The 21,995-nt window shown below is 41.3% G+C and carries 20 protein-coding genes and 2 tRNA genes; 20 read left to right on the top strand and 2 right to left on the bottom strand.

Translation table 11 applies throughout. The features are described 5' to 3' along the window. Positions 1–15: 15 nt before the first annotated feature. The 17 genes from QUF78_RS01030 (at position 16) to QUF78_RS01110 (ending at position 16,892) form a co-directional block, all read left to right on the top strand. Positions 16–969 carry a ribose-phosphate diphosphokinase gene (locus tag QUF78_RS01030; RefSeq protein ID WP_289314093.1) on the top strand — a complete coding sequence of 318 codons (954 nt, stop codon included), beginning with the start codon at positions 16–18 and terminating at the stop codon, positions 967–969. Positions 970–1,283: 314 nt separating this feature from the next. Then, the gene (locus QUF78_RS01035; RefSeq protein WP_289323294.1) at positions 1,284–2,264 is read left to right on the top strand and encodes a sulfonate ABC transporter substrate-binding protein; all 981 of its coding nucleotides are present in this window, start codon (positions 1,284–1,286) and stop codon (positions 2,262–2,264) included. A 12-nt stretch (positions 2,265–2,276) separates the two neighbouring features. Then, positions 2,277–3,449: an FMNH2-dependent alkanesulfonate monooxygenase gene (gene ssuD, locus QUF78_RS01040; RefSeq protein ID WP_289323295.1), complete on the top strand. Its 1,173-nt coding sequence runs from the start codon at positions 2,277–2,279 to the stop codon at positions 3,447–3,449. Further along, complete coding sequence (gene ssuC, locus QUF78_RS01045; RefSeq protein ID WP_289323296.1) at positions 3,412–4,197, top strand: aliphatic sulfonate ABC transporter permease SsuC; 786 nt, start codon at positions 3,412–3,414, stop codon at positions 4,195–4,197. Before ssuD ends, ssuC begins: the two co-directional genes overlap by 38 nt. A 13-nt stretch (positions 4,198–4,210) precedes the next feature. Continuing rightward, a complete protein-coding gene (locus QUF78_RS01050; protein ID WP_289323297.1) occupies positions 4,211–4,963 on the top strand; it encodes an ATP-binding cassette domain-containing protein in 753 nt (250 codons plus the stop codon). Between the two features lie 161 nt (positions 4,964–5,124). Beyond that, the gene (locus QUF78_RS01055; protein ID WP_289323298.1) at positions 5,125–5,763 is read left to right on the top strand and encodes a 50S ribosomal protein L25/general stress protein Ctc; all 639 of its coding nucleotides are present in this window, start codon (positions 5,125–5,127) and stop codon (positions 5,761–5,763) included. A 260-nt stretch (positions 5,764–6,023) separates the two neighbouring features. Beyond that, positions 6,024–6,584: an aminoacyl-tRNA hydrolase gene (pth, locus tag QUF78_RS01060; RefSeq protein WP_289323299.1), complete on the top strand. Its 561-nt coding sequence runs from the start codon at positions 6,024–6,026 to the stop codon at positions 6,582–6,584. Between the two features lie 103 nt (positions 6,585–6,687). Beyond that, complete coding sequence (fin, locus tag QUF78_RS01065; RefSeq protein WP_061440335.1) at positions 6,688–6,918, top strand: anti-sigma-F factor Fin; 231 nt, start codon at positions 6,688–6,690, stop codon at positions 6,916–6,918. A gap of 170 nt (positions 6,919–7,088) precedes the next feature. Further along, positions 7,089–10,625, top strand: a complete 3,537-nt coding sequence (gene mfd / locus QUF78_RS01070) for a transcription-repair coupling factor (protein ID WP_289323300.1) — start codon at positions 7,089–7,091, stop codon at positions 10,623–10,625. A gap of 191 nt (positions 10,626–10,816) precedes the next feature. Next, positions 10,817–11,353 carry a stage V sporulation protein T gene (gene spoVT / locus QUF78_RS01075; protein ID WP_289314085.1) on the top strand — a complete coding sequence of 179 codons (537 nt, stop codon included), beginning with the start codon at positions 10,817–10,819 and terminating at the stop codon, positions 11,351–11,353. A gap of 214 nt (positions 11,354–11,567) precedes the next feature. Further along, entirely contained in the window at positions 11,568–13,190 is a 1,623-nt protein-coding gene (locus QUF78_RS01080) for a putative polysaccharide biosynthesis protein (protein WP_289323301.1), read from the top strand. Further along, the gene (gene yabN, locus QUF78_RS01085) at positions 13,183–14,655 is read left to right on the top strand and encodes a bifunctional methyltransferase/pyrophosphohydrolase YabN (protein ID WP_289323302.1); all 1,473 of its coding nucleotides are present in this window, start codon (positions 13,183–13,185) and stop codon (positions 14,653–14,655) included. The genes QUF78_RS01080 and yabN overlap by 8 nt, the downstream gene beginning before the upstream one ends. Positions 14,656–14,678: 23 nt before the next feature. Beyond that, on the top strand, positions 14,679–14,942 hold the full coding sequence (locus QUF78_RS01090; protein ID WP_034316386.1) for an RNA-binding S4 domain-containing protein: 264 nt from the start codon (positions 14,679–14,681) through the stop codon (positions 14,940–14,942). Positions 14,943–15,018: 76 nt separating this feature from the next. Further along, a complete protein-coding gene (gene yabP / locus QUF78_RS01095) occupies positions 15,019–15,327 on the top strand; it encodes a sporulation protein YabP (RefSeq protein WP_289323303.1) in 309 nt (102 codons plus the stop codon). Beyond that, entirely contained in the window at positions 15,324–15,956 is a 633-nt protein-coding gene (gene yabQ / locus QUF78_RS01100) for a spore cortex biosynthesis protein YabQ (RefSeq protein ID WP_289323304.1), read from the top strand. Before yabP ends, yabQ begins: the two co-directional genes overlap by 4 nt. Positions 15,957–15,969: 13 nt before the next feature. Beyond that, positions 15,970–16,356: an FtsB family cell division protein gene (locus QUF78_RS01105; protein WP_289323305.1), complete on the top strand. Its 387-nt coding sequence runs from the start codon at positions 15,970–15,972 to the stop codon at positions 16,354–16,356. Between the two features lie 80 nt (positions 16,357–16,436). Continuing rightward, complete coding sequence (locus QUF78_RS01110) at positions 16,437–16,892, top strand: S1 domain-containing RNA-binding protein (RefSeq protein WP_289314079.1); 456 nt, start codon at positions 16,437–16,439, stop codon at positions 16,890–16,892. A 198-nt stretch (positions 16,893–17,090) separates the two neighbouring features. Here the strand turns inward: QUF78_RS01110 and QUF78_RS01115 are convergent. Both QUF78_RS01115 and QUF78_RS01120 read right to left on the bottom strand, forming a co-directional pair. After that, a tRNA-Glu gene (locus QUF78_RS01115) sits at positions 17,091–17,162 on the bottom strand. Positions 17,163–17,182: 20 nt separating this feature from the next. After that, positions 17,183–17,256, bottom strand: a tRNA-Met gene (locus tag QUF78_RS01120). A gap of 327 nt (positions 17,257–17,583) precedes the next feature. Between QUF78_RS01120 and spoIIE the strand changes: the two genes are divergently transcribed. The 3 genes from spoIIE (at position 17,584) to QUF78_RS01135 (ending at position 21,943) form a co-directional block, all read left to right on the top strand. Further along, the gene (gene spoIIE / locus QUF78_RS01125) at positions 17,584–20,058 is read left to right on the top strand and encodes a stage II sporulation protein E (protein ID WP_289323306.1); all 2,475 of its coding nucleotides are present in this window, start codon (positions 17,584–17,586) and stop codon (positions 20,056–20,058) included. A 183-nt stretch (positions 20,059–20,241) separates the two neighbouring features. Beyond that, positions 20,242–20,979 carry a VWA domain-containing protein gene (locus QUF78_RS01130; RefSeq protein ID WP_353957883.1) on the top strand — a complete coding sequence of 246 codons (738 nt, stop codon included), beginning with the start codon at positions 20,242–20,244 and terminating at the stop codon, positions 20,977–20,979. Next, the gene (locus QUF78_RS01135) at positions 20,951–21,943 is read left to right on the top strand and encodes a protein kinase domain-containing protein (protein WP_353957884.1); all 993 of its coding nucleotides are present in this window, start codon (positions 20,951–20,953) and stop codon (positions 21,941–21,943) included. The genes QUF78_RS01130 and QUF78_RS01135 overlap by 29 nt, the downstream gene beginning before the upstream one ends. Positions 21,944–21,995: the final 52 nt, after the last annotated feature.

A 21,995-nucleotide genomic window follows, 5' to 3' on the forward strand; every position in this document is an offset into this window, starting at 1 on the left:
CCGACGGAGGTCATCATGTCAAATCAGTATTTAGATCCTAATTTAAAAGTATTCTCTTTAAATTCAAACTTCGATTTAGCACAAGAAATCGCTGCTGCAATCGGTGTTGAACTTGGAAAATGTAGCGTAACAAGTTTCAGTGACGGTGAAGTTCAGATTAATATTGAAGAAAGTATTCGTGGCTGTGATGTTTACGTAATCCAATCAACAAGCCAACCAGTCAATGAAAATTTAATGGAACTTTTAATTATGATCGATGCTCTTAAACGTGCTTCAGCTAAAACGATCAATATTGTAATGCCATATTACGGTTATGCCCGACAAGATCGTAAAGCACGTGCGCGTGAACCAATTACAGCTAAACTTGTCGCAAATCTTTTAGAAACTGCTGGTGCCCATCGTGTAATCACATTAGATCTTCACGCGCCACAAATACAAGGTTTCTTCGATATTCTGATTGATCACCTTGTTGCTGTTCCAATTTTAGCTGATTTCTTCAAGGAAAAAGATTTAAGTGATATCGTCATCGTTTCCCCTGATCATGGTGGGGTTACACGGGCACGTAAAATGGCTGATCGCCTAAAAGCACCGATTGCCATTATCGATAAACGCCGCCCAAGACCGAACGTGGCTGAAGTCATGAACATCATTGGTAATATTGAAGGGAAGACAGCAATACTGATTGATGACATCATCGATACCGCAGGCACTATTACACTAGCGGCCAATGCCCTTGTAGAGAATGGTGCTAAAGCAGTATATGCTTGTTGTACACACCCAGTCCTTTCAGGTCCTGCGATCGAAAGGATTCAAAATTCAACGATTAAGGAATTGGTCGTGACTAACACGATTGCCCTATCTGAAGATAAGAAAATCGATAAAATTGTTGGACTCTCTGTAGCACCTTTGATCGCAGAGGCGATTATTCGTGTCCATGAGGAACAATCAGTCAGCACATTATTCGATTGATAATAAAATAAACGAAAACACGGCGGGCCTTCGGGCTCGCCGTGTTTTCGTTTAAAAGTTTCAGAAAATATTTAATTCTTAGTTGACAGATATGAATACTGATAATAAAATGACTATACAAATATTCAATTCATATTTTCTGAAATGAAAAACTGTACTAACGCAAGTGCATACTGGTTAACGCCGATCGGACTACCGAAGGCTCTTTTTCACTTACCATTGAACATTAGGCATCTTTTTGCCCTATTGTCCTATTGGTGAAGGAAAGGAGCCTTTTATTTTTATATAAATAGTTTAAGAAGGGTGTGCAGAATATGAAGAAAAAACGAAATTTGTGGCTGATTTCCATTATTAGCATCTTCATGCTGATATTAAGTGGATGTGGGCAGGAAAAGAACAGTTCCAAAAGTGCTGACGCAAAAGAAACGGATAGGACCATTCGAATCGGTTATCAAAAATTCGGGACATTAAATATTTTAAAATCCAAAGGGGAGCTGGAAACACATTTAAAAGAATTGGGATATACCGTCGATTGGACTGAATTCCCTGCGGGACCTCAGCTACTTGAAGCCTTGAATGTCGGCAGCCTTGATTTTGGGCACACAGGGGAGGCGCCACCGATATTTGCACAGGCAGCCAAGGCTCCGCTTGTCTATATTGCTAATCAGCCCGCAAACCCTTCAGGAGAGGCTATAGTCGTGCAAAAGGATTCGCCCATTAAAAATGTGAAAGATTTAAAGGGAAAGAAGGTTGGTTTGAATAAAGGTTCCAATGTTCATTATCTATTGGTCAAAGCTTTAAAGGAAGCAGGTCTTACTCTTGATGATATTACTCCTGTCTACCTACCGCCGGCAGATGCGAGGGCCGCTTTTGAAGGAAACCAAATCGATGCCTGGGTAATATGGGATCCATTTTTATCAGCGGCCGAATTGGAACTAGAAACGAAAACGATCCGGGATGGAGAAGGACTAGTGGCGAATCGTGAATTCTTTTTGGCGACGGATTCATTTTCCGAGAACAAAGAGGCTTTGAAGATCATCAAAGAAGAACTGATAAAGGTTGATAAATGGATTGAAGAAAACCCAAGCGACGTCGCTGAATTTTTATCTCCAGAAATTGGGATTAGTGTGGAATCATTAGAAAAAACATTAAAAAGAAAAGAATATGGACTTGAGGAGATTTCCAGTACGGTTTTGGATGATCAACAAAAGATTGCCGATACATTTTTTAATCTTAAATTAATTCCAAGCAAGATTAATATTCTAGATGCATCTGCAGATGTTAAAAAAAATTAAGGGGGAAATAAAATGAAAGTATTTTGGTTTTTGCCATCACATGGAGAAAGTCGCTATTTAGGATCGACAAAGGGAGGGAGGGCGATTACACTCCCTTATTTAAAACAAATAGCACAGGCAGTCGATCATTTAGGTTTTGAAGGAGCGTTGCTTCCAACGGGGCGGTCTTGTGAGGATGCATGGGTAGTGGGTTCTTCATTGATTTCCGCAACGGAAAGAATGAAATTTTTAGTTGCGGTCAGACCTGGTTTAATGTCGCCGACCTTGGCTGCCAGGATGGCTTCAAGCTTCGACAGGTTGTCGAATGGCCGTCTATTAATCAATGTAGTAACTGGAGGGGACCCGGTCGAATTGGCAGGTGATGGCGTATTTCTGAATCATAAGGAACGATATGGACAAACAGATGAATTTCTTGATATCTGGAGAAAAGAAATGACTGGGGACAAAGTGGACTTTGAAGGGGAGCACTTAAAGGTTGAAGGCGGGAACATTCTGTTGCCATCTGTACAAAAACCGTACCCACCACTCTATTTTGGTGGTTCATCCGACCCTGCCATCGATATATCAGGAAAGCATATTGATGTGTACTTAACTTGGGGTGAGCCGCCGGAGCAAGTAGCTGAAAAAATTGAAAAGGTACGTAAAAAAGCTGCAGAGTATGGACGTGAGGTCAGGTTTGGCATACGGATGCATGTCATAGTGAGGGAAACGGAAGAAGAAGCATGGCAGGCAGCGAAGGAACTCATTAAATATGTGGATGACGAAATGATTGAAAATTCACAAAAGATTTTTGAAAGATTTGATTCAGTGGGCCAGAAGCGGATGTCGAAACTCCATAACGGAAAAAGGGATTCACTTGAAATCAGCCCTAACTTATGGGCAGGTGTTGGTCTTGTGCGCGGAGGCGCCGGTACGGCACTAGTCGGGAGTGCGGAAAATGTTGCTGCCAGAATGAAGGAATATGAAGAAATCGGTATAGAATCCTTTGTTTTATCTGGATACCCTCATCTGGAGGAAGCGTATCGTGTTGCGGAATTATTATTTCCTTTGCTACCTGTTGAACGGCTGCAAGTTCCCATTTCAAAAGCTACGAGCCCATTCGGTGAAATACTGGCTAATGACCACTACCCTACAAAAGGAAGTGAAAATGAAGATGCAGAAAAAGTTAAACAAAAAATTCAATAGGTTTCACCTCATTTCATGGCTTGTACCCATACTGCTATTGGTAACTTGGCAGCTGCTGTCTTTGTGGGGAATTCTGTCGGAACGGATATTGCCTGCCCCGACTGAAGTGTTTCAAGCGGGTGCCGCTTTATTGGGGACAGGTGAACTTATTGATTATATCGGCATCAGTGCCCAGCGTGCCTTCATCGGCTTTTTAATAGGAGGGATTATAGGTTTTGTACTAGGTTTATTAAATGGATTATCGTCCATTGCTGAAACCTTATTCGATACCTCGCTTCAGATGTTGCGTAATATTCCGCATTTAGCTTTAATACCGCTGGTGATTCTATGGTTTGGTATAGAAGAAGAAGCGAAAATCTTCCTTGTCGCTTTAGGGGTTCTATTTCCCATCTATTTAAATACATTTCATGGAGTGAAATCGGTGGATAAGGAATTAATCGAAGCGGCAAGGGTTTATGGTTTAAGTGGTTTTTCTTTATTCTGGAATGTGATCCTACCTGCAGCCTTTCCATCCATTTTGGTGGGGATTCGCTTCTCCCTTGGAATCATGTGGGTCACATTAATTGTCGCAGAAACAATATCCGCTAATTCTGGAATTGGATATATGGCTATGAATGCACGGGAATTCATGAGGATGGATATTGTTGTTCTCAGTATTCTCTTATATGCAATATTAGGAAAAGTATCGGACGTTGCGGCCAAAATAATTGAAAAAAGATGCTTAAAGTGGCATCCGTCATACCAATGAGGAGGTCATTAATATGAAAAATGGAAATTCGTTGGAATTGCAGGGCGTAAGAAAGGGGTTTGGGGAGTTTGAAGTTTTAAAGGGAATGGATCTCACTTTTAAAAAAGGGGAATTCGTAGCCATTGTCGGTAAGAGTGGATGTGGAAAGAGCACCTTGCTGCGTCTTGTGGCAGGACTGGAAAAGCCGACGGGCGGGAAGATACTGGTGAATGGAAAACCATTGAATGGATTGAATAAATCGTCACGTACGATGTTTCAGGATGGAAGGCTTTTTCCTTGGAAAAGAATCCTTCAAAATATTGGTATCGGCTTAAAAGGGGATTGGAAGTCAAATGCTATGGAATTACTGGAGCAAGTGGGCCTTGCAGATCGAGCAAATGATTGGCCGTCCGTTTTATCTGGTGGGCAGAAGCAAAGGGTAGCCTTAGCGAGGGCATTGGTGAACCAACCTGACATTCTCCTCTTGGATGAGCCGTTAGGGGCATTGGATGCTTTGACGAGAATTGGCATGCAAAGGCTGATTGAAGAATTATGGAGGAAAAGGAATTTTACTGCCTTACTTGTTACACATGATGTTGAAGAAGCCGTACTGCTTGCCGACCGTGTCATATTAATTGAGGAAGGCAAAGTCGCCATGAATAAGGAAATCAATCTGCCGAGACCACGGAAAAAGGATAGCATTCAATATTCCTCACTAGCAGCCCAAATCCTTAACCGAGTCATGCAAGTTGAGGGGGAAAGGGAAAACAAAGCGATTCACGCTTAAATTCAAGAAAAAAGATTATACGGTGAATTCCTATGTTTACCATATGTTTAGCTTCTTGTGGCAGCCTTCAGATTTTACCTTTCATGTTTAATGATTCGCCATTTAGGGAAATGTTAAATATAGAGAGACTTGTAATTCATATTTAGGAAGGCGGAGGATGTATGAGTAATATATTAGCTGCAAAAGAACGTACGGATTCAAAACACTCTAATTTAAGGAATTTGAGGGAAAGCGGCGAAATCCCTGCGATTGTATATGGCAATAAAAATGACAGTACAGCCATTTCAGTCAATAATATTGAGCTTCAAAAGACAATCAAGGAAATAGGCCGTAATGGTATCATTTCTTTGGACTTGGAAGGAACGAGTTATAAAGTCATGCTCTCTGACTATCAAAAGGATCCTATAAAGAACTCCATTTATCATGCAGACTTTTTAATTGTAGATATGTCCGCTCAATTACAGGCACAAGTTCGCATTAACCTTGTCGGAGTTTGTAAAGGCGTGAAAGACGGTGGGGTCCTTCAGCAGTCTCTTCATGAAGTGACGGTTACGGCTAAACCGAATGACATTCCTGACTCCATCGATGTTGACGTTACCGAACTTCAGGTAGGGGATACAATCTACATATCTGATATCCAAACGAATAAGCAAGTTACAATCGACAACGATAGTGAGGAAGTAGTTGCATCTGTTTTGGCTCCTCGTCAGGAAGAGGAAATAAGTACAGGTGAACAGCAAGATGGCGGTATACCTGAAAATGAAGAGGGCAGGGAGACCAAGGCATCACCAGAGTCATGATGCAGGGATTAAACAAGTGAATCGTGATATAATAGGCGTAGCTCTTAATGAGTTACGTCTTTTCAATCTCTGGATGCGTCAATTTAAACAGGGCCATTTTCCGGAACTGATTCCTTTAATTAGGATTTTTTTCTAATTAGTTCTCCGGTCGCTTGCAGGCCAGCTTGAAATTAGGGTACTATTTTTCTAAGGTCAATAAGCTTGGAAAAACTTCGTCCCGACGTAACTCCCTAAATAACCGTAATGACGGAGTGTGAATCATGAAAATTATTGTAGGGTTAGGGAACCCAGGTAAACAATATGAAAAAACTCGGCATAACGTCGGCTTTGAAGTAATAGATGAGTTATCCAGAAAATGGTCAATTCCACTTGATCAAGCAAAACACAAGGGTATCTATGGTGTAGGAATGGTAAAGGGAGAAAAAGTTTTATTGCTTAAACCCTTAACTTACATGAATTTATCAGGAGAATCCATTTCGGCTGTTATGCATTTCTTTAAGGTGGAGATCGCGGATGTGGTCATTATATATGATGACCTTGATTTGCCTCCAGGGAAGCTTCGCCTGCGTCAAAAAGGAAGTGCAGGCGGTCATAATGGGATAAAATCTTCAATAGCTCATTTGGGTACGCAAGAATTCAATCGCATCAGAATAGGCATTGGCCGCCCGATTGGCCGTATTCCAGTACCTGATTATGTATTAGGACGTTTTTCGCCTGAAGAATGGGATCATGTAGGGGCAACGATCGAAAAAAGCGCGGCTTCTTGTGAAGCTTGGATGGAAAAACCATTTATACAGGTCATGAACGAATATAACCAATAAGCAAAGAGTAGATATAAGTAAAGAATAATATCTTCCTGTTTCGCTGAATAAATCCCCTCTAATTGTACATACTAACACTATTACAAAAATAGGGGGTTACGAAATGGCTCTCCATTATCGATGCCGACATTGCGGAACTAAGCTGGGCTCAATCGAGGCACACTCACTGAGTACGGAGCAGTTAGGTTTTAATCAACTTACCGATGAAGAGCGACAAGAGATGATCGTTTATGATTCTGAAGGGGATATGCATGTAAGGGCGATATGTGAAGATTGTCATGAATCGCTGCAAAGGAACCCTGAATTATATGAAAACGATTATATTATTCATTAGCGGGAGAGGGCTTTGGACAAAATCCAAAGCATTTTTCCGTTTGTCTGGTTTACTAAGGCACGTAAAATGAAAAATTGCCGTTAATAAAGAGGACGCTTGGTTGAATTGGCCAAGTTTAAATACAAGGATTACAAATGGTTTTCGCACGTTAAAGAGAGGGGGGAAAGAAAATGAATGGATTGCAAAACTTGTTCTCCAAACAAGATGATGTTCATTCGTTAATCGCCGGCATTGATGAAGGACTTAAGGAACAAATAGTCTCTGGTCTGACAGGTTCCTCGAGATCACTATTGCTGGCTTCCGTATATGAAAAAACGAATAGGCCGATTTTATTAGTTACCCATAATTTATTGCAAGCACAAAAATTCCATGAGGATTTATCCAGTTTCATTCCCGAGGAAGAATTATATATATATCCCGCCAATGAATTGATTGCGGCCGATTTGAGTGTGGCTAGTCCGGAATTAAGGGCCCAACGAGTAGAGGCATTAAACTTTTGGGCTGAGGGAAAGAAAGGGATTGTCATTGCGCCAATTCCCGGGGTCCGTCGTGTGCTTCCTTCTAAAGATATTTGGAAGAGGCATCAGCTTACGTTTAATTTAGGGGAAGACATCGAGCTCGAACCAACACTGAATAAATTCATTGCTATGGGTTATAACCGGTCTGAAATGGTTGCTTCACCAGGTGAATTCAGTATCCGTGGCGGTATAATCGATATTTATCCGATCACGGAACCTAATCCAATACGAATAGAGTTATTCGATACCGAAATAGATTCAATAAGGACTTTTTCAAGCGAAGATCAGCGATCCATCGAAAAACTCAAGAAAGTGATGATTGGTCCCGTCAGTGAGGCCTTGCTAGAGACAGAGCATATCGAAAGAATCATAACAAGGCTCGAGAGCGGATTAAGTAAAAGCTTGAAGAAACTTAAAGATGAGAAAACAAAGGAACAACTGGTTCAAACGATCAGCTATGAACTAGAACAGCTGAAAATGGGAAATAAACCCGACCAAATCTTTAAATACTTAAGTTTGGCTTATGAAGATCCAGCTAGTTTAATAGATTATTTACCGGTAAACGGTTTGGTTTTCTTAGATGAGATCAGTAGAATCCAGGAAATCAATGATTCATTGGAAAAGGAAGAGGCTGGTTGGTACACAGACCTTTTAAGTCAGGGACAGATTATCCATGACGTAAAATTGGCTCATCCCATGCAGGAATTAATAATGAAATCCAGCAGGCCGTTTATATATCTTTCATTGTTTTTACGGCATGTACCGCATACGAATCCTCAGAATATCCTGAATTTTGCCAGTAAACAAATGCAAAATTTCCATGGACAGATGAATGTGTTCAAAGCTGAACTGGAACGTTGGAAAAAAGGGAAATATACAGTCGTCATACTTGGACAGGATGAAGAACGGGTAAAAAAGCTGCATTCGGTTTTAGCCGATTATGATATAGAGGCCACAGAACTGTTTGATGCGAACAGCATTCTTCCAGGTAAAGTACAGATTTTACGAGGCAGCCTTAATAGCGGCTTTGAATTACCCATGCAGAAATTCAGTATCATTACGGAAACGGAATTGTTTAATAAGAAATCAAAGAAATCGATACGGAGACAGAAACTATCGAATGCGGAGCGAATCAAGAGTTATTCCGAACTGAAGATCGGTGACTATGTCGTTCATGTTAACCATGGTATCGGTAAATATTTGGGAATTGAAACCCTTACGATAAATGGGGTCCATAAAGATTACCTACATATTCGTTATCAAGCGGATGACAAATTGTATGTTCCTGTCGACCAAATAGATCTTGTGCAAAAATATGTCGGTTCTGAAGGGAAAGAACCGAAGCTTTATAAGCTAGGTGGAACGGAATGGAAACGTGTCAAAAGTAAAGTTCAATCATCCGTTGAGAACATTGCTGATGATTTAATCAAGTTATACGCAGAAAGGGAAGCGGCCAAGGGCTATGCCTTTTCACCTGATGGTGATATGCAGAGAGATTTCGAAACATCATTCGCTTATAACGAAACGGAGGATCAATTACGTTCTATAGTCGAAATCAAAAAGGATATGGAACGGGAACGGCCGATGGATCGTTTATTATGCGGAGATGTTGGATATGGAAAGACAGAGGTAGCCATCCGTGCCGCTTTTAAAGCCATAATGGATGGCAAGCAGGTTGCATTTCTTGTTCCGACCACCATCCTCGCCCAGCAGCATTATGAAACACTAAGGGAGCGTTTTCAGGATTATCCCATTTCGATTGGTCATATGAGCCGTTTCCGGACGAAAAAACAGCAAACGGAGACGATTAAAGGATTGAAGGCCGGCACGGTTGATATTGTGGTTGGCACGCACAGGATTTTATCCAAAGATATAGTGTATCGCGATTTGGGTTTGCTTATCATTGACGAAGAACAGCGTTTTGGCGTTACACATAAGGAGAAGATCAAACGCTTAAAAACTAATGTGGATGTACTGACTTTGACTGCGACACCGATTCCGAGGACCCTTCATATGTCCATGTTGGGCGTGAGGGATCTGTCCGTCATCGAAACACCGCCTGAGAACCGGTTCCCGATCCAAACTTATGTCATGGAGTATAATGGCTCGTTGGTAACGGAAGCGATAGAACGGGAATTGGCCAGGGATGGTCAGGTTTATTTCCTTTACAATCGGGTAGAGGATATAGCAAGAAAAGCAGAAGAAATTTCCATGCTGGTGCCCGATGCCCGAGTCACCTTTGCTCATGGGCAAATGACAGAGCAAGAGCTGGAAGCGGTTATGTTCGGCTTTTTGGAAGGCGAATATGATGTTTTGGTAAGTACTACCATTATAGAGACGGGTGTTGATATCCCGAATGTCAATACGCTTATAGTGAATGAAGCGGATAGAATGGGACTTTCACAGCTCTATCAGCTACGTGGCCGTGTAGGGCGATCCAATCGGGTTGCATATGCATTCTTTACTTATAGGAAAGATAAAGTGTTGACGGAAGTGGCGGAAAAACGTCTTCAATCCATTAAGGAATTTACAGAGTTGGGTTCAGGATTCAAAATCGCGATGCGTGATTTATCCATCAGGGGAGCTGGAAATATTCTAGGGGCTCAACAACATGGCTTCATCGATTCAGTTGGTTTTGATTTGTACTCACAAATGTTGAAAGAAGCAGTTGACGCGAAACGTAATGACCAGCCAACCGAAGAAAAGAACACCCTTGAAATTGACGTTGAAGTGGATGCTTATATCCCTGATCCCTACATAATGGATGGACATCAGAAAATAGAAATGTATAAAAGGTTCAGAGGCATTACTTCTCTTGAAGAAGTGGAAGAATTACAAGATGAAATGCTCGATCGTTTCGGAGAGTATCCAGAAGAAGTAGCCTATTTATTCATGATTGCCGAAATGAAGGTATATGCTGAAAAGGCTGGAATTGAAAGCATTAAACAATTGAAGCAGGAAATCAGCATTCTCCTCAGGGAAAAGGTAAGCAGCGATGTGGATGGACAAAAGGTGTTTGAGCTGGGGTCAAAGTATGGCCGTATGGTCGGCTTCGGCATGGATGGAAATCGAATGAAGCTAGTCCTGCACATAAAAGGTGTAGAACAAAGCAAATGGCTTAACATACTATTTGAGATGGCCAAGGGTTTACAGCATGTAAAAAAAGAGACTCAAGCCACAAAAAACTGAAGTGAATGATTGTCCTCTTGAAGAAATTGTTTTTAAGATACCATGGTAAAAAAATGCAACAAAAAGAAAAATTTTTTCAAAGTGCATAGAACTTACCATTAGAAAAATACTAAGTACAATAGCTGGTGATGATTTTATGCTACAAAAAGAGGATTTATCAAATCAATTAGATGAAAGTGAGGCAACATTAGATGAAAGCAACTGGTATCGTTCGCCGAATTGATGATTTAGGAAGAGTCGTCATCCCGAAAGAAATTCGAAGGACCCTCCGTATTCGTGAAGGGGATCCTTTGGAAATCTTTGTGGATAGAGATGGAGAAGTAATCTTAAAGAAATACTCTCCTATTAGTGAATTAGGCGATTTTGCAAGAGAATATGCAGAAGCACTTTATGATAGCCTTGGAAATCCAGTTATGATTTGTGACAGGGATACTTACATTGCAGTGGCAGGCGGCTCCAAAAAAGAATACTTAAATAAAAGCGTTAGTGAACTAGTGGAAAAAATCATGGAAGAAAGAAATCCTGTCTTGGAATCTCCGAACGGACAAATTTCTTTCGTTGATTCAAATGATGAAGAAGTCCAATCGTATACTGCAGCTCCGATCATTGCGAGTGGCGACCCGATTGGCGCCGTCCTGATTTTCTCTAAAGAAGGTACACTTGGTGAAGTGGAACAGAAATCGGTTGAAACAGCAGCAAGTTTCCTAGCAAGACAAATGGAACAGTAAGCTTGGACATGCCATTATATTTTTTGAAGGTGGAAAGGGCAGCAATCGCTGTCCTTTTTGCTCTTTCTTAAAGGTTAAACGGATTGGGAAGGGCAATAAAGAGAATTCTTTGAGATGAACATGGAAATTAATTAACAGTATGGTTGCAATTGAAAAATAACCACTTGAATTATGCTATAATAACTACCACATATGAGTGAAAAGGGGAAAAAGAATGGCTGAAAAGCCTAATAAAACATCAAATGAACTTTTGCGAGGTGCGCTGATCCTGAGCGCAGCAGCGATTATCGTAAAAGTTTTGAGCGCGGCCTATCGCATACCTTATCAGAACATTGCGGGTGACATCGGGTTTTATATCTATCAGCAGGTATATCCCTTCTACGGTGTAGCCTTTACATTATCCACACTAGGCTTCCCGGTTGTCATATCCAAACTGATCGCAGAACGGGAGTCTTCTAAAAATAATTTTGAGGTCAAGGACATTTTAGTGACATCATTCGTCGTCTTAAGTTCAATAGGAATCATGATGTTTGCGGCACTGTTCCTGGGCGCTGATTGGATTGCCGGATGGATGAAGGATCCGGATTTAGCCAGTCTGCTGAGAATCATTGCCTATTCCTACTTATTAATGCCGATTTCATCTGTTTTAAGAGGCTATTTTCAAGGAATAAACAACATGTTACCCACGGCAAGTTCGCAGGTCGCTGAACAATGCATCCGTGTATTGACGATACTGGTGCTTTCAACGATATTCGTGTCTCTAGGCTACTCTCCTTATGTGGTCGGTAAGGGCGCCGTCTTCGGTTCGATTACCGGCGGCATAACCGGCCTTGTCCTGCTTATTGCTTTCGTTATTTTAAGAGAAGAATGGAAGCTTTTTTCACAAGTGAAAATCAAACCGGTAAATTTCATCAAAATTTCAAAAGTCCTGGTTTTCCAAGGATTGGCGTTTTGCATAACTGGCTTGATCCTTATCTTGTTTCAGTTTGTCGACTCACTACACCTGTATTCTCTACTAAGGGAAACGGGGATGGGGGAAAGGGAAGCTAAAGAGTGGAAAGGGGTATATGACCGTGGACAGCCTTTGCTTCAGCTAGGGACAGTCGTGGCTAATTCTTTTGCTTTGGCGCTTGTACCTGTAATATCCGGATTCGTTCAGAAGAGAAGTGAACAAGAATTAGTCAATAAGATCAAATTGGCGCTGCGTGTAAGTACGACGATTGGAATCGCTGCTGCGATTGGGCTGATAGTGACGATGAAGCCGGTCAATCATATGCTGTTCACGAATTCCAAAGGGACAATTACTTTAGCGATTTTTTCCTTATCGATTTTATTCACATCCCTCATAATGGCAAAAGCGGCAGTGATCCAAAGTTTAGGCTATTCGTTTGTACCGGTGATCATTACGATTGTGGGGGTGGGAAGCAAGTGGGCGTTGAACCTTGTTCTTGTTCCCCATTACAAAATTGCGGGAGCAGCCTCTGCAACAGTACTTGCATTTATGATCATGACAGTATTATTTTATACGGTTTTGAGAGTACATATCAAAAAGACATTAATTGAAAAGAAGTACCTGTTAATAATCTTGAAGAGTACGATTTACATGGGTACGGTTGTCGTTTTATTCAATGCCATATTCCAATTGGTGTTTTCAGGTGATAGCCGGATGTTAGCTACGATCCAAGCGCTGATCGGTGTGGGGATCGGTGCAGCCGTTTTTGTGATGACCGCAATTCGTGCAGGCTTATTTGGTGAAGAAGAACTTTCACTTATCCCTGCAGGTTCAAAGCTTAAACGATTTATAATGACGAATAGGAGTATACGAAATCATGAATGAGATAACTATAATAGGCCTTGGTGCAGGGGATTTAGATCAGTTACCGCTAGGGATTTATAAAAAATTGACACAAATTGAACAATGCTTCGTCAGAACGATGGATCATCCGGTAATCGGGGACTTGAAAAAAGAAGGAGTCAATTTCACGGCTTTTGACGAGATATATGAAAAGCACGACCAATTTGAAGCGGTATATGAAGAAATAGCCGGAACATTATTACAAGAGGCTTTAAACCGCTCCGTTCTATACGCGGTTCCAGGGCATCCCATGGTTGCGGAAAAAACGGTTCAGCTTTTGCTCGAAAAGGGGCCGGCCCTTGGAATAGCCATTAAGCTGGAAGGCGGCCAAAGTTTCCTTGACCCCCTGTTTCAGGCTGTTAGAATCGATCCGATTGAAGGGTTCCAGTTGTTGGATGGTACAGATCTTTCACCCGATGATCTGCACATTACCCAGCATATTATAATCGGACAGGTTTATGACGCATTCAGCGCATCGAATGTGAAGTTGACTTTAATGGAAAAGCTTCCGGATGACTACGAGGTATATATCGTTACAGCGGCAGGCAGCAGTCAGGAAAAAGTGACAAAGTGCGCCCTGTTCGAACTCGACCGTCAGATGGAGTTAAGTAACTTGACGAGTGTTTATGTCCCGCCTGTTAGAGAAGAAGCGTTACAGTATCGGGAGTTTTCCAAGCTGCGTCAAATCATCGCAGAACTTAGAGGTCCAGAAGGATGTCCTTGGGATAAGAAACAAACTCATGAAAGCTTGAAGAAATATCTAATAGAAGAGGCATACGAGCTTATTGATTCCATCGATCAAGAGGACGATGAGGGCATGGTTGGTGAACTCGGGGATGTTCTGCTTCAGGTGATGCTTCATTCACAAATCGGTGAAGATGAGGGCATGTTCACGATAGATGATGTAATTGAAGGCATTACGGCAAAAATGGTTCGACGGCACCCTCATGTATTCGGAAATGTTGAAGTGAATGGCGAGGAAGATGTGTTGGTGAATTGGCAGAAAATCAAAGAAGAAGAAAAGGGGAGCGAACCAAAAGCTATGCATTCCATACTCGATGGTATTGAGAAATCGCTGCCAAACTTACTTCGGGCCGAGGAGTACCAAAAAAGGGCTGCGAAGGTTGGATTTGATTGGGATGAGGTTTCCGAAGCCTGGAAAAAGGTTTTGGAAGAGGTGAAGGAATTAGAGGAGGAAGTATTAACCCCAAACAGGGATGTCGAAAGAATCAAATCGGAACTGGGCGACCTCTTTTTTGCGCTTGTCAACATTTCACGTTATTATGACATACAAGCAGAAGAAGCCGTCTACAAAGCAAACCAGAAATTTCACCAGCGTTTTACATATATAGAAGAGTGCATTCAAAGGGCAGACAAGAAGTTTGAGGACTATACATTGGAAGAACTGGATTCATATTGGGATGAGGCAAAAGCTAAAGGACTTTAATTAAGGGAGAGATTTGAATGTCGATGAGATTAGATAAATTCCTAAAAGTTTCAAGATTGATCAAGCGCCGTACGCTTGCGAAAGAAGTCGCGGATAAAGGGAGAATCACGATTAACGGACAACAGGCAAAGGCAAGTTCGAATGTTAAAGATGGTGATGAGTTGACTGTCCGATTCGGTCAAAAGCTGGTTACGGTACGAGTCGATAAAATTCAAGAAACGACGAAAAAAGAAGCGGCTGCAGACATGTATACCATCGTAAAGGAAGAAAAGCTAGCGGAGGAGTAAAGACAGGCTTGGTTCTAATTCCATTCTTACGGACATACACTTGTACAAAATCAGTGGTACTGTGAGGGATGAAAAAATGAGCCAATATAATGATCCGAATGCTAGTTATACAAAGGGAACGATCCAAGAGCATGATGTAATGATGAAAGGCCGCCGTTTACTTGATATTACCGGTGTCAAACAAGTGGAAAGCTTTGATAATGAAGAGTTTCTGCTCGAAACGGTAATGGGGTTCTTATCCATCAGGGGTCAAAACTTGCAAATGAAGAATTTGGACGTTGATAAAGGCATTGTTTCCATTAAGGGAAAAATTTTCGACCTTGTTTATTTAGATGAGCAATCAGGGGAGAAAGCTAAAGGCTTCTTTGGCAAATTGTTCAAATGACCTTAACGATCCAATTTTATACGTTGCTTGCGATGATAGGCATGGGCAGTGGCTTTGGAGCTGCCCTAGATACGTATAGCCGGTTTCTGAAGCGTTCAGAAAGGAAAAGGTGGATTGTTTTCATCCATGACTTCCTTTTCTGGATCATTCAGGGTCTCCTTATTTTTTATGTTTTGTTTTTAGTGAATGAGGGGGAGTTTCGCCTCTATTTATTTTTGGCCTTATTATGCGGTTTTTCAGCTTATCAAGCACTTTTCAAAGGTTTCTATCAACGGTTTTTGGAGTTTTTGATAATACTGGTGATAAAGTTGGCGAGATTTATAACGAATTCGGTTCACATGCTGATATTTCTTCCGATAAAATGGGTAATAGTATCTTTAATAGCCATCATCATCGGGATGGGAAAGTTCGTTTTAGCATTATTAAAATGGGCGGGGAAAATACTTCTCTTTATATTAAATGTTTTCTGGAGGCCAGTAAAATGGATTCTGACCCATATATGGAATTTATTGCCGGTTTTTGTTACGAAAAACGTCGGGAAGTTTTATAATAAAGGAAAAGGGATTTTATTGAAAATAAAGAATTCTATAATTAGAATGCTAAATAGATGGAGAACTAAAAAGAAATGAGGAGCGATAAAAAATGAGTAGCCTTCGTAAAAGGAAAGTGGCAAAAATAGAAAATCCCTACGTCGCTCAAGAAGAGAAAAAAGTGCAAACCGTAGAAAAAAAGAAGCGTGGTCTAATGCGTAGATTAACTCTATACTCAGTTTTCGCCGCTGTCTTTTTGATTTTGGCTATTTCCACCCTCATAACGCAAAATGTTGCACTGGATGAGAAAGTTCAACAGAAGGAAGAATTGAAGGGAAAGTTAGCTAAATTGGAAAAAGACGAGACCCTTCTTAAAGAAGAAATCGTGAAGCTAAATGACGACGACTATATAGCGAAAATAGCCAGACGTGATTACTTCTTATCTGAAAAAGGTGAAATCATTTTTACCCTTCCAAAAGGGAAGGAAGATAGTGACTAATATTGACACTATTTTTTTACTTTCGTTATAATATAGTGTGAAGAGATTTTTTAACATTTCTAAGGAGGAACATTTTTTTTATGTCAATCGAAGTAGGCAGCAAGTTACAAGGTAAAGTAACAGGCATAACTAATTTTGGTGCATTTGTTGAGCTCCCTCAAGGTTCAACCGGTCTTGTCCATATCAGTGAAGTGGCTGATAACTATGTAAAAGATATCAATGATCATTTAAAAGTGGGCGATACGGTTGAGGTGAAAGTCATCAATGTGAAAGATGGCAAGATTGGCTTGTCCATAAAAAAAGCGATAGACCGACCTGAAAGTGAGCAAAAACCTGCATACACACCACGTCCGCGCCAAGGAAGAGGGAATGACAGCCGTTCCAAAGACTTCCGCTCGAAAAGTAATGGTTTCCAACCCAAGGAAAACTTTGAGCAAAAAATGGCTAAATTCTTAAAAGATAGCGAAGACCGCTTAACGACCCTTAAACGTAGCACAGAAACGAAACGGGGAGGTCGAGGAGGAAGACGCGGATAAAACTGCTGCTGAAAAATAATAGTTTAGCAACTTTTCCTGTGAAATTATTCATAGTGTAGATAAAGGCAAGCTTGCCGGCTTGTCTTCTTTTAATTTTATAAGGTTTTACTCATCGAATTGAATTCAACGGCAATAAATAGAAAAAGCGCCTCTGTACACTTACTCGGATAAGTGTGCAGAGGCGCTTTTGGTATTTGATGACCCGTACGGGATTCGAACCCGTGTTACCGCCGTGAAAGGGCGGTGTCTTAACCGCTTGACCAACGGGCCGTGATTTTAATAATAAAGGATAGCGGCAGAGGGGATCGAACCCCCGACCTCACGGGTATGAACCGTACGCTCTAGCCAGCTGAGCTACGCCGCCAAAATGGTATGTGCTACTGAAGCACAAGTTATATCTTACATTCGTGAAGAAAAAATGTCAACAAAAAAAATAAAATTTGTCGGTTTCCATTTCCTGATTATTTATTCATGTTATTTTCCGCAAAAATAACCTAAAAACTTTGCTTTTCTTCAAAAATAAAAGAACGCCTGTTTCTGTATTGGGAAAAAAGGCACAAAAACCTGTATACAAATGATTGTTCAAGAAGAATTTCGTCGAACGTTTTTCTTATCAGCTTATAAAATTCTGACAAAAAAATAAACAAGCCCTCTATATAATAAAAATCACTAATACGAATGGGGTGTTGAAATGGAAAAAGTAGAAAGACCCATGATGGAACCGCTTGGAGATGTTCAGTTAAAAGAAGCGAAGGCAGGAGCCATCAATTGGATCCAACAACTGCAAATGAAGTCGGAAGACATATTCATAAAGAAAGGTATCTCTTTAGCCATTATCGGTTTTTTATTAGGACGAGCATTAATTCTTTCGCAGCTGGCACCATTTGGACTTCCGTTTTTCGCAGCCGTTTTTCTCATGAGGCGTGACAGGGCTCCACTTGCATTATTCGGATTGATTGCAGGTGGGCTGACCGTTCACTATTCCAATAGTTTAGTCATCTTTGCATCGGCGTTCCTGCTTCTGTTATTTCATAAGATCAAGAAGCCCGCCGTAGAAGGACAATTCAAGACGATGTCGATGTACGTCTTTGCTTCACTATTCCTGGTCAACCTGGCCGAGCAATATCTGGTATTTCGAACGATTCAGCTGTACGACCTGATGATGATAGGAGTAGAGGCGGGACTCGCCATGATCTTAACCTTAATCTTCATACAGTCCATCCCGCTGCTAACCGTACGGACAAAAACCCAATCATTAAAGACGGAGGAAATCGTCAGTATCATCATCTTGCTGGCTTCGGTGATGACCGGAACCATAGGCTGGATGATATACGATTTATCACTCGACCATATATTCTCACGATACTTGGTCCTCCTCTTCGGGCTGGCGGGAGGGGCCGCCATAGGCTCCACTGTAGGTGTAGTTACTGGATTGATATTCAGCTTGGCAAGTATCGCAAGTCTTTATCAAATGAGCCTTCTCGCTTTTTCCGGGCTTTTGGGCGGGTTGTTGAAGGAGGGAAGGAAGATAGGGGTCGCAGCAGGCCTCTTAATCGCTACGACACTGATAGGTTTATATGGTGAGGGCACCAATAATATTATGGTGACCCTTTATGAATCACTTGTAGCGGTGGCTTTATTTATATTAACACCGACATCCATAATCAACAAAATAGCGAAACATATACCGGGAACCGTCGAGAATTCCGATGAACAGCAGCAGTATGCCCGGAAAGTGAGGGATGTTACCGCTCAAAGGGTGGAGCAATTCTCGCATGTATTTGAGGCGCTCTCAAATAGCTTTTCCCAAGTGGATGAAAGGGGGAGATTGGAGGAAGATGAGAAAGAATTCGACTACTTCTTAAGTAATGTAACGGAAAAGACGTGCCAGCTCTGTTTTAAAAAGGAACAATGCTGGTCCAAGAACTTTAATACAACTTATGAAGGTATGCAGGAAATTATGCTTCAGTTAAGTGAAAATGGTGGGCAACTACCCCAAAAGACTTCGAAAGAATGGGGGAAATATTGTAGTCGCGGACCTCAGGTCATTGGGGCGATATCACAGGAGCTTACTTATTTTGAAGCAAACCAAAAGTTAAAAAGGCAGGTGAAAGAAAGCCGGAAACTGGTTGCGGATCAGCTGCGGGGCGTTTCTGCAGTAATGGATGATTTTGCAAAAGAAATTCAAAGGGAAAGGAAGAATCATCATGTACATGAAGAATCCATTATGGAGGCCATCCAGGATTTTGGCCTGCATATAGGCTATGTTGAAATATACAGTCTAGAACAAGGAAATGTTGATATAGAGATGAGTGTCCCATACTGCCAGGGCAGAGGGGAATGTGAAAAGTTAATAGCACCAATGCTTTCGGACATTTTAGGGGAAACGATAGTCGTTCATTCAGAAGAGTGTGCAACGTATCCAAACGGGCAATGTGAGGTGATATTTAGGTCAGCAAAAAAATTCACGGTCGAAACGGGTGTGGCTCATGCTGCCAAGGGGGGAGGGCTTGTTTCAGGAGATAGTTATACGACCATGGAAATTGGTTGCGGAAAATTCGCAATAGCCATTAGTGATGGCATGGGAAATGGGGAAAGGGCCCATTTTGAGAGTACAGAGACATTGAAGCTGCTTCAAAAATTTTTACAATCGGGAATAGAAGAAAAAATAGCCATTAAATCCGTAAACTCCGTATTATCTCTACGCACTACCGATGAAATTTTTTCAACTCTTGATTTGGCAATGATTGATCTTCAGGACGCAAGGGCTAAGTTTTTAAAAATCTGTTCGATACCGAGTTTCATTAAAAGGGGGGATAGGATAATAAAAATTGAATCGAGTAACCTCCCTATGGGAATCATCCAGGATTTCGATGTTGATGTTGTATCAGAAGAGCTAAAGGCAGGGGATATATTAATCATGATGAGCGATGGAGTATTCGATGGTCCCTCCCATGTCGAAAATATCGAGTTCTGGCTTAAACGAAAAATAAAAGAAATGGAGACAGACGATCCACAGGAAATTTCCGATTTAATATTGGAGGAGGTCATCCGAACAAAAGGGATTATAGATGATGATATGACAGTGGTAACATCCAAAATTAAACACAATACACCGAAATGGGCATCGATTCCCGTTTCTCCAAAACGAAAAAAGGCCCAGTAGGGGGCCGTTTATATATATCAAATAAATAAAACGATAAATGAGGTGATTTATTGGAAGACGGATAAAAGGTAAAAAGATGAACACAAGGCCATGAATGTGACTTGATTGCGTATGTCTTTGGCGTATAAATTCCCCCTTTTTAGTCAATTATGGTAACAGATTGAAAGGAAGGGAGAGCAAAACATGAAAGCAGGAACATTAAGACAGATTTTGCTTATAACCGACGGATGTTCAAATCATGGTGAGGAGCCTTCTGCCATGGCCGAATTAGCAAGGAAGCAAGGTATAACCATCAATGTCATAGGTGTTATGGAAAATGATGTGATAGATGAAAAGGGACTTAAGGAAATAGAGAAGATTGCTGGTTCAGGAGGTGGCGTAAGTCAAATAGTCTATGCACAGCAGTTGTCCCAAACCGTCCAAATGGTGACCCAAAAGGCAATGACTCAAACTATACAGGGAGTTATCAATCGTGAACTTCAACAAATACTTGGAGACTCAAGAACGATGGAAGATCTTCCGCCGGAAAAACGAGGGGAAGTGATGGAGGTGGTTGATGAGCTTGGGGAAACAAGCAAGCTCGAAGTACTGATTCTTGTCGATACCAGTGCAAGCATGAAGCATAAACTGCCTACCGTAAAAGATTCTTTATTGGATCTTTCCCTGAGTATGAATGCAAGAATGGGTGACAGCCGTTTTTCCGTATTCGTATTTCCTGGGAAAAGAAATGATGTGGAAAAGTTGCTGGATTGGACCCCGAACCTTGAAGCCTTGACGGCAACTTTTCCTAAGCTTAGTACTGGGGGACTCACTCCGACAGGTCCGGCCATTCGTGAAGCTTTAACATTTTTCAATAAAAAACGTTCATTGAGGGGATTGTTATCACATGATGATGAACAATACTTTGAGGAATCAATGTAAACTCCTGCCTGACAGTTTGGTCACTGGAAAATGGAATAAGAACCAGTACAAAATAATTAAGGAATTGGGGTGTGGAGCGAACGGGATCGTCTATTTGGTTGAAAGAGAAAATCGTCATTATGCTTTAAAGCTCAGTGATAATGGGACGTCCATTATTTCGGAGATGAATATCCTAAAATCCTTTTCAAAGGTCCAGGGGTCTACCCTTGGACCTTCCTTTTTGGAAGCGGATGATTTCATGAAAACAGGAAAGCAGCTCCCTTTTTATGTCATGGAATATATCCATGGACACGATTTTTTGCGTTTCATCGATAAGAAAGGGTCATCGTGGATTGGGGTCTTGACGCTTCAGCTTTTAACCAGTTTGGCTTCCTTGCATACTAATGGCTGGGTGTTCGGGGATTTAAAACCTGAGAATTTGATAGTGACTTCACCAGCCTATAAAGTCCGGTGCGTGGATGTAGGCGGAACCACCTTGATTGGGCGATCTGTTAAAGAATTCACCGAGTTCTTCGATAGAGGGTACTGGGGACTTGGATCAAGAAAGGCTGATCCGCAATATGACTTGTTCGCTGTGGCGATGATTATAATCAATTCTGCCTATCCTGGACGTTTCCATAAGAAAGGGGAGGGGTATAGACAGCTTAACGACTTGATTAAGCAGAAAAAGGAATTGCACCCATATAGAAAGATGTTGGATAAAGCACTCCACGGGCAGTATGATTCAGCCCTCCAAATGCGGGAGGATTTGATAACTGTGATAAGTAAGCAAAATAACTTGAAGAAAAAGGGCCAGAGTCAGGCAGCGACAGGTCAGCCATCAACAATCCAACCCTCAACGAGGCAAGCTAGAAGGTCCCAAAACTACTCCAATAAGAAAAGGGGAGGTTTTTTTGAAACTTTTTTTCTGGTTGCCATAATATCGATGCTCTATGTTCTTTACATATATGAACAGTTGTTATGATATAGTTAATTGATGAATGCGTGGAATAGTTGAAACCATTTCATGTTTGAAT

The sequence above is a fragment of the Peribacillus sp. ACCC06369 genome (genome assembly GCF_030348945.1).
Lineage (GTDB): Bacteria > Bacillota > Bacilli > Bacillales > DSM-1321 > Peribacillus.

Coding starts and splice junctions, on each gene's coding strand:
- QUF78_RS01090 (WP_034316386.1), top strand. CDS start 14,679: ATGAGATTAGATAAATTCCTAAAAGTTTCAAGATTGATCAAGCGCCGT.
- pth (WP_289323299.1), top strand. CDS start 6,024: ATGAAAATTATTGTAGGGTTAGGGAACCCAGGTAAACAATATGAAAAA.
- QUF78_RS01130 (WP_353957883.1), top strand. CDS start 20,242: ATGAAAGCAGGAACATTAAGACAGATTTTGCTTATAACCGACGGATGT.
- QUF78_RS01050 (WP_289323297.1), top strand. CDS start 4,211: ATGAAAAATGGAAATTCGTTGGAATTGCAGGGCGTAAGAAAGGGGTTT.
- QUF78_RS01110 (WP_289314079.1), top strand. CDS start 16,437: ATGTCAATCGAAGTAGGCAGCAAGTTACAAGGTAAAGTAACAGGCATA.
- fin (WP_061440335.1), top strand. CDS start 6,688: ATGGCTCTCCATTATCGATGCCGACATTGCGGAACTAAGCTGGGCTCA.
- yabP (WP_289323303.1), top strand. CDS start 15,019: ATGAGCCAATATAATGATCCGAATGCTAGTTATACAAAGGGAACGATC.
- ssuC (WP_289323296.1), top strand. CDS start 3,412: ATGAAGATGCAGAAAAAGTTAAACAAAAAATTCAATAGGTTTCACCTC.
- spoIIE (WP_289323306.1), top strand. CDS start 17,584: ATGGAAAAAGTAGAAAGACCCATGATGGAACCGCTTGGAGATGTTCAG.
- spoVT (WP_289314085.1), top strand. CDS start 10,817: ATGAAAGCAACTGGTATCGTTCGCCGAATTGATGATTTAGGAAGAGTC.
- yabQ (WP_289323304.1), top strand. CDS start 15,324: ATGACCTTAACGATCCAATTTTATACGTTGCTTGCGATGATAGGCATG.
- QUF78_RS01080 (WP_289323301.1), top strand. CDS start 11,568: ATGGCTGAAAAGCCTAATAAAACATCAAATGAACTTTTGCGAGGTGCG.
- QUF78_RS01035 (WP_289323294.1), top strand. CDS start 1,284: ATGAAGAAAAAACGAAATTTGTGGCTGATTTCCATTATTAGCATCTTC.
- QUF78_RS01105 (WP_289323305.1), top strand. CDS start 15,970: ATGAGTAGCCTTCGTAAAAGGAAAGTGGCAAAAATAGAAAATCCCTAC.
- ssuD (WP_289323295.1), top strand. CDS start 2,277: ATGAAAGTATTTTGGTTTTTGCCATCACATGGAGAAAGTCGCTATTTA.
- mfd (WP_289323300.1), top strand. CDS start 7,089: ATGAATGGATTGCAAAACTTGTTCTCCAAACAAGATGATGTTCATTCG.
- QUF78_RS01055 (WP_289323298.1), top strand. CDS start 5,125: ATGAGTAATATATTAGCTGCAAAAGAACGTACGGATTCAAAACACTCT.
- yabN (WP_289323302.1), top strand. CDS start 13,183: ATGAATGAGATAACTATAATAGGCCTTGGTGCAGGGGATTTAGATCAG.
- QUF78_RS01030 (WP_289314093.1), top strand. CDS start 16: ATGTCAAATCAGTATTTAGATCCTAATTTAAAAGTATTCTCTTTAAAT.
- QUF78_RS01135 (WP_353957884.1), top strand. CDS start 20,951: ATGAACAATACTTTGAGGAATCAATGTAAACTCCTGCCTGACAGTTTG.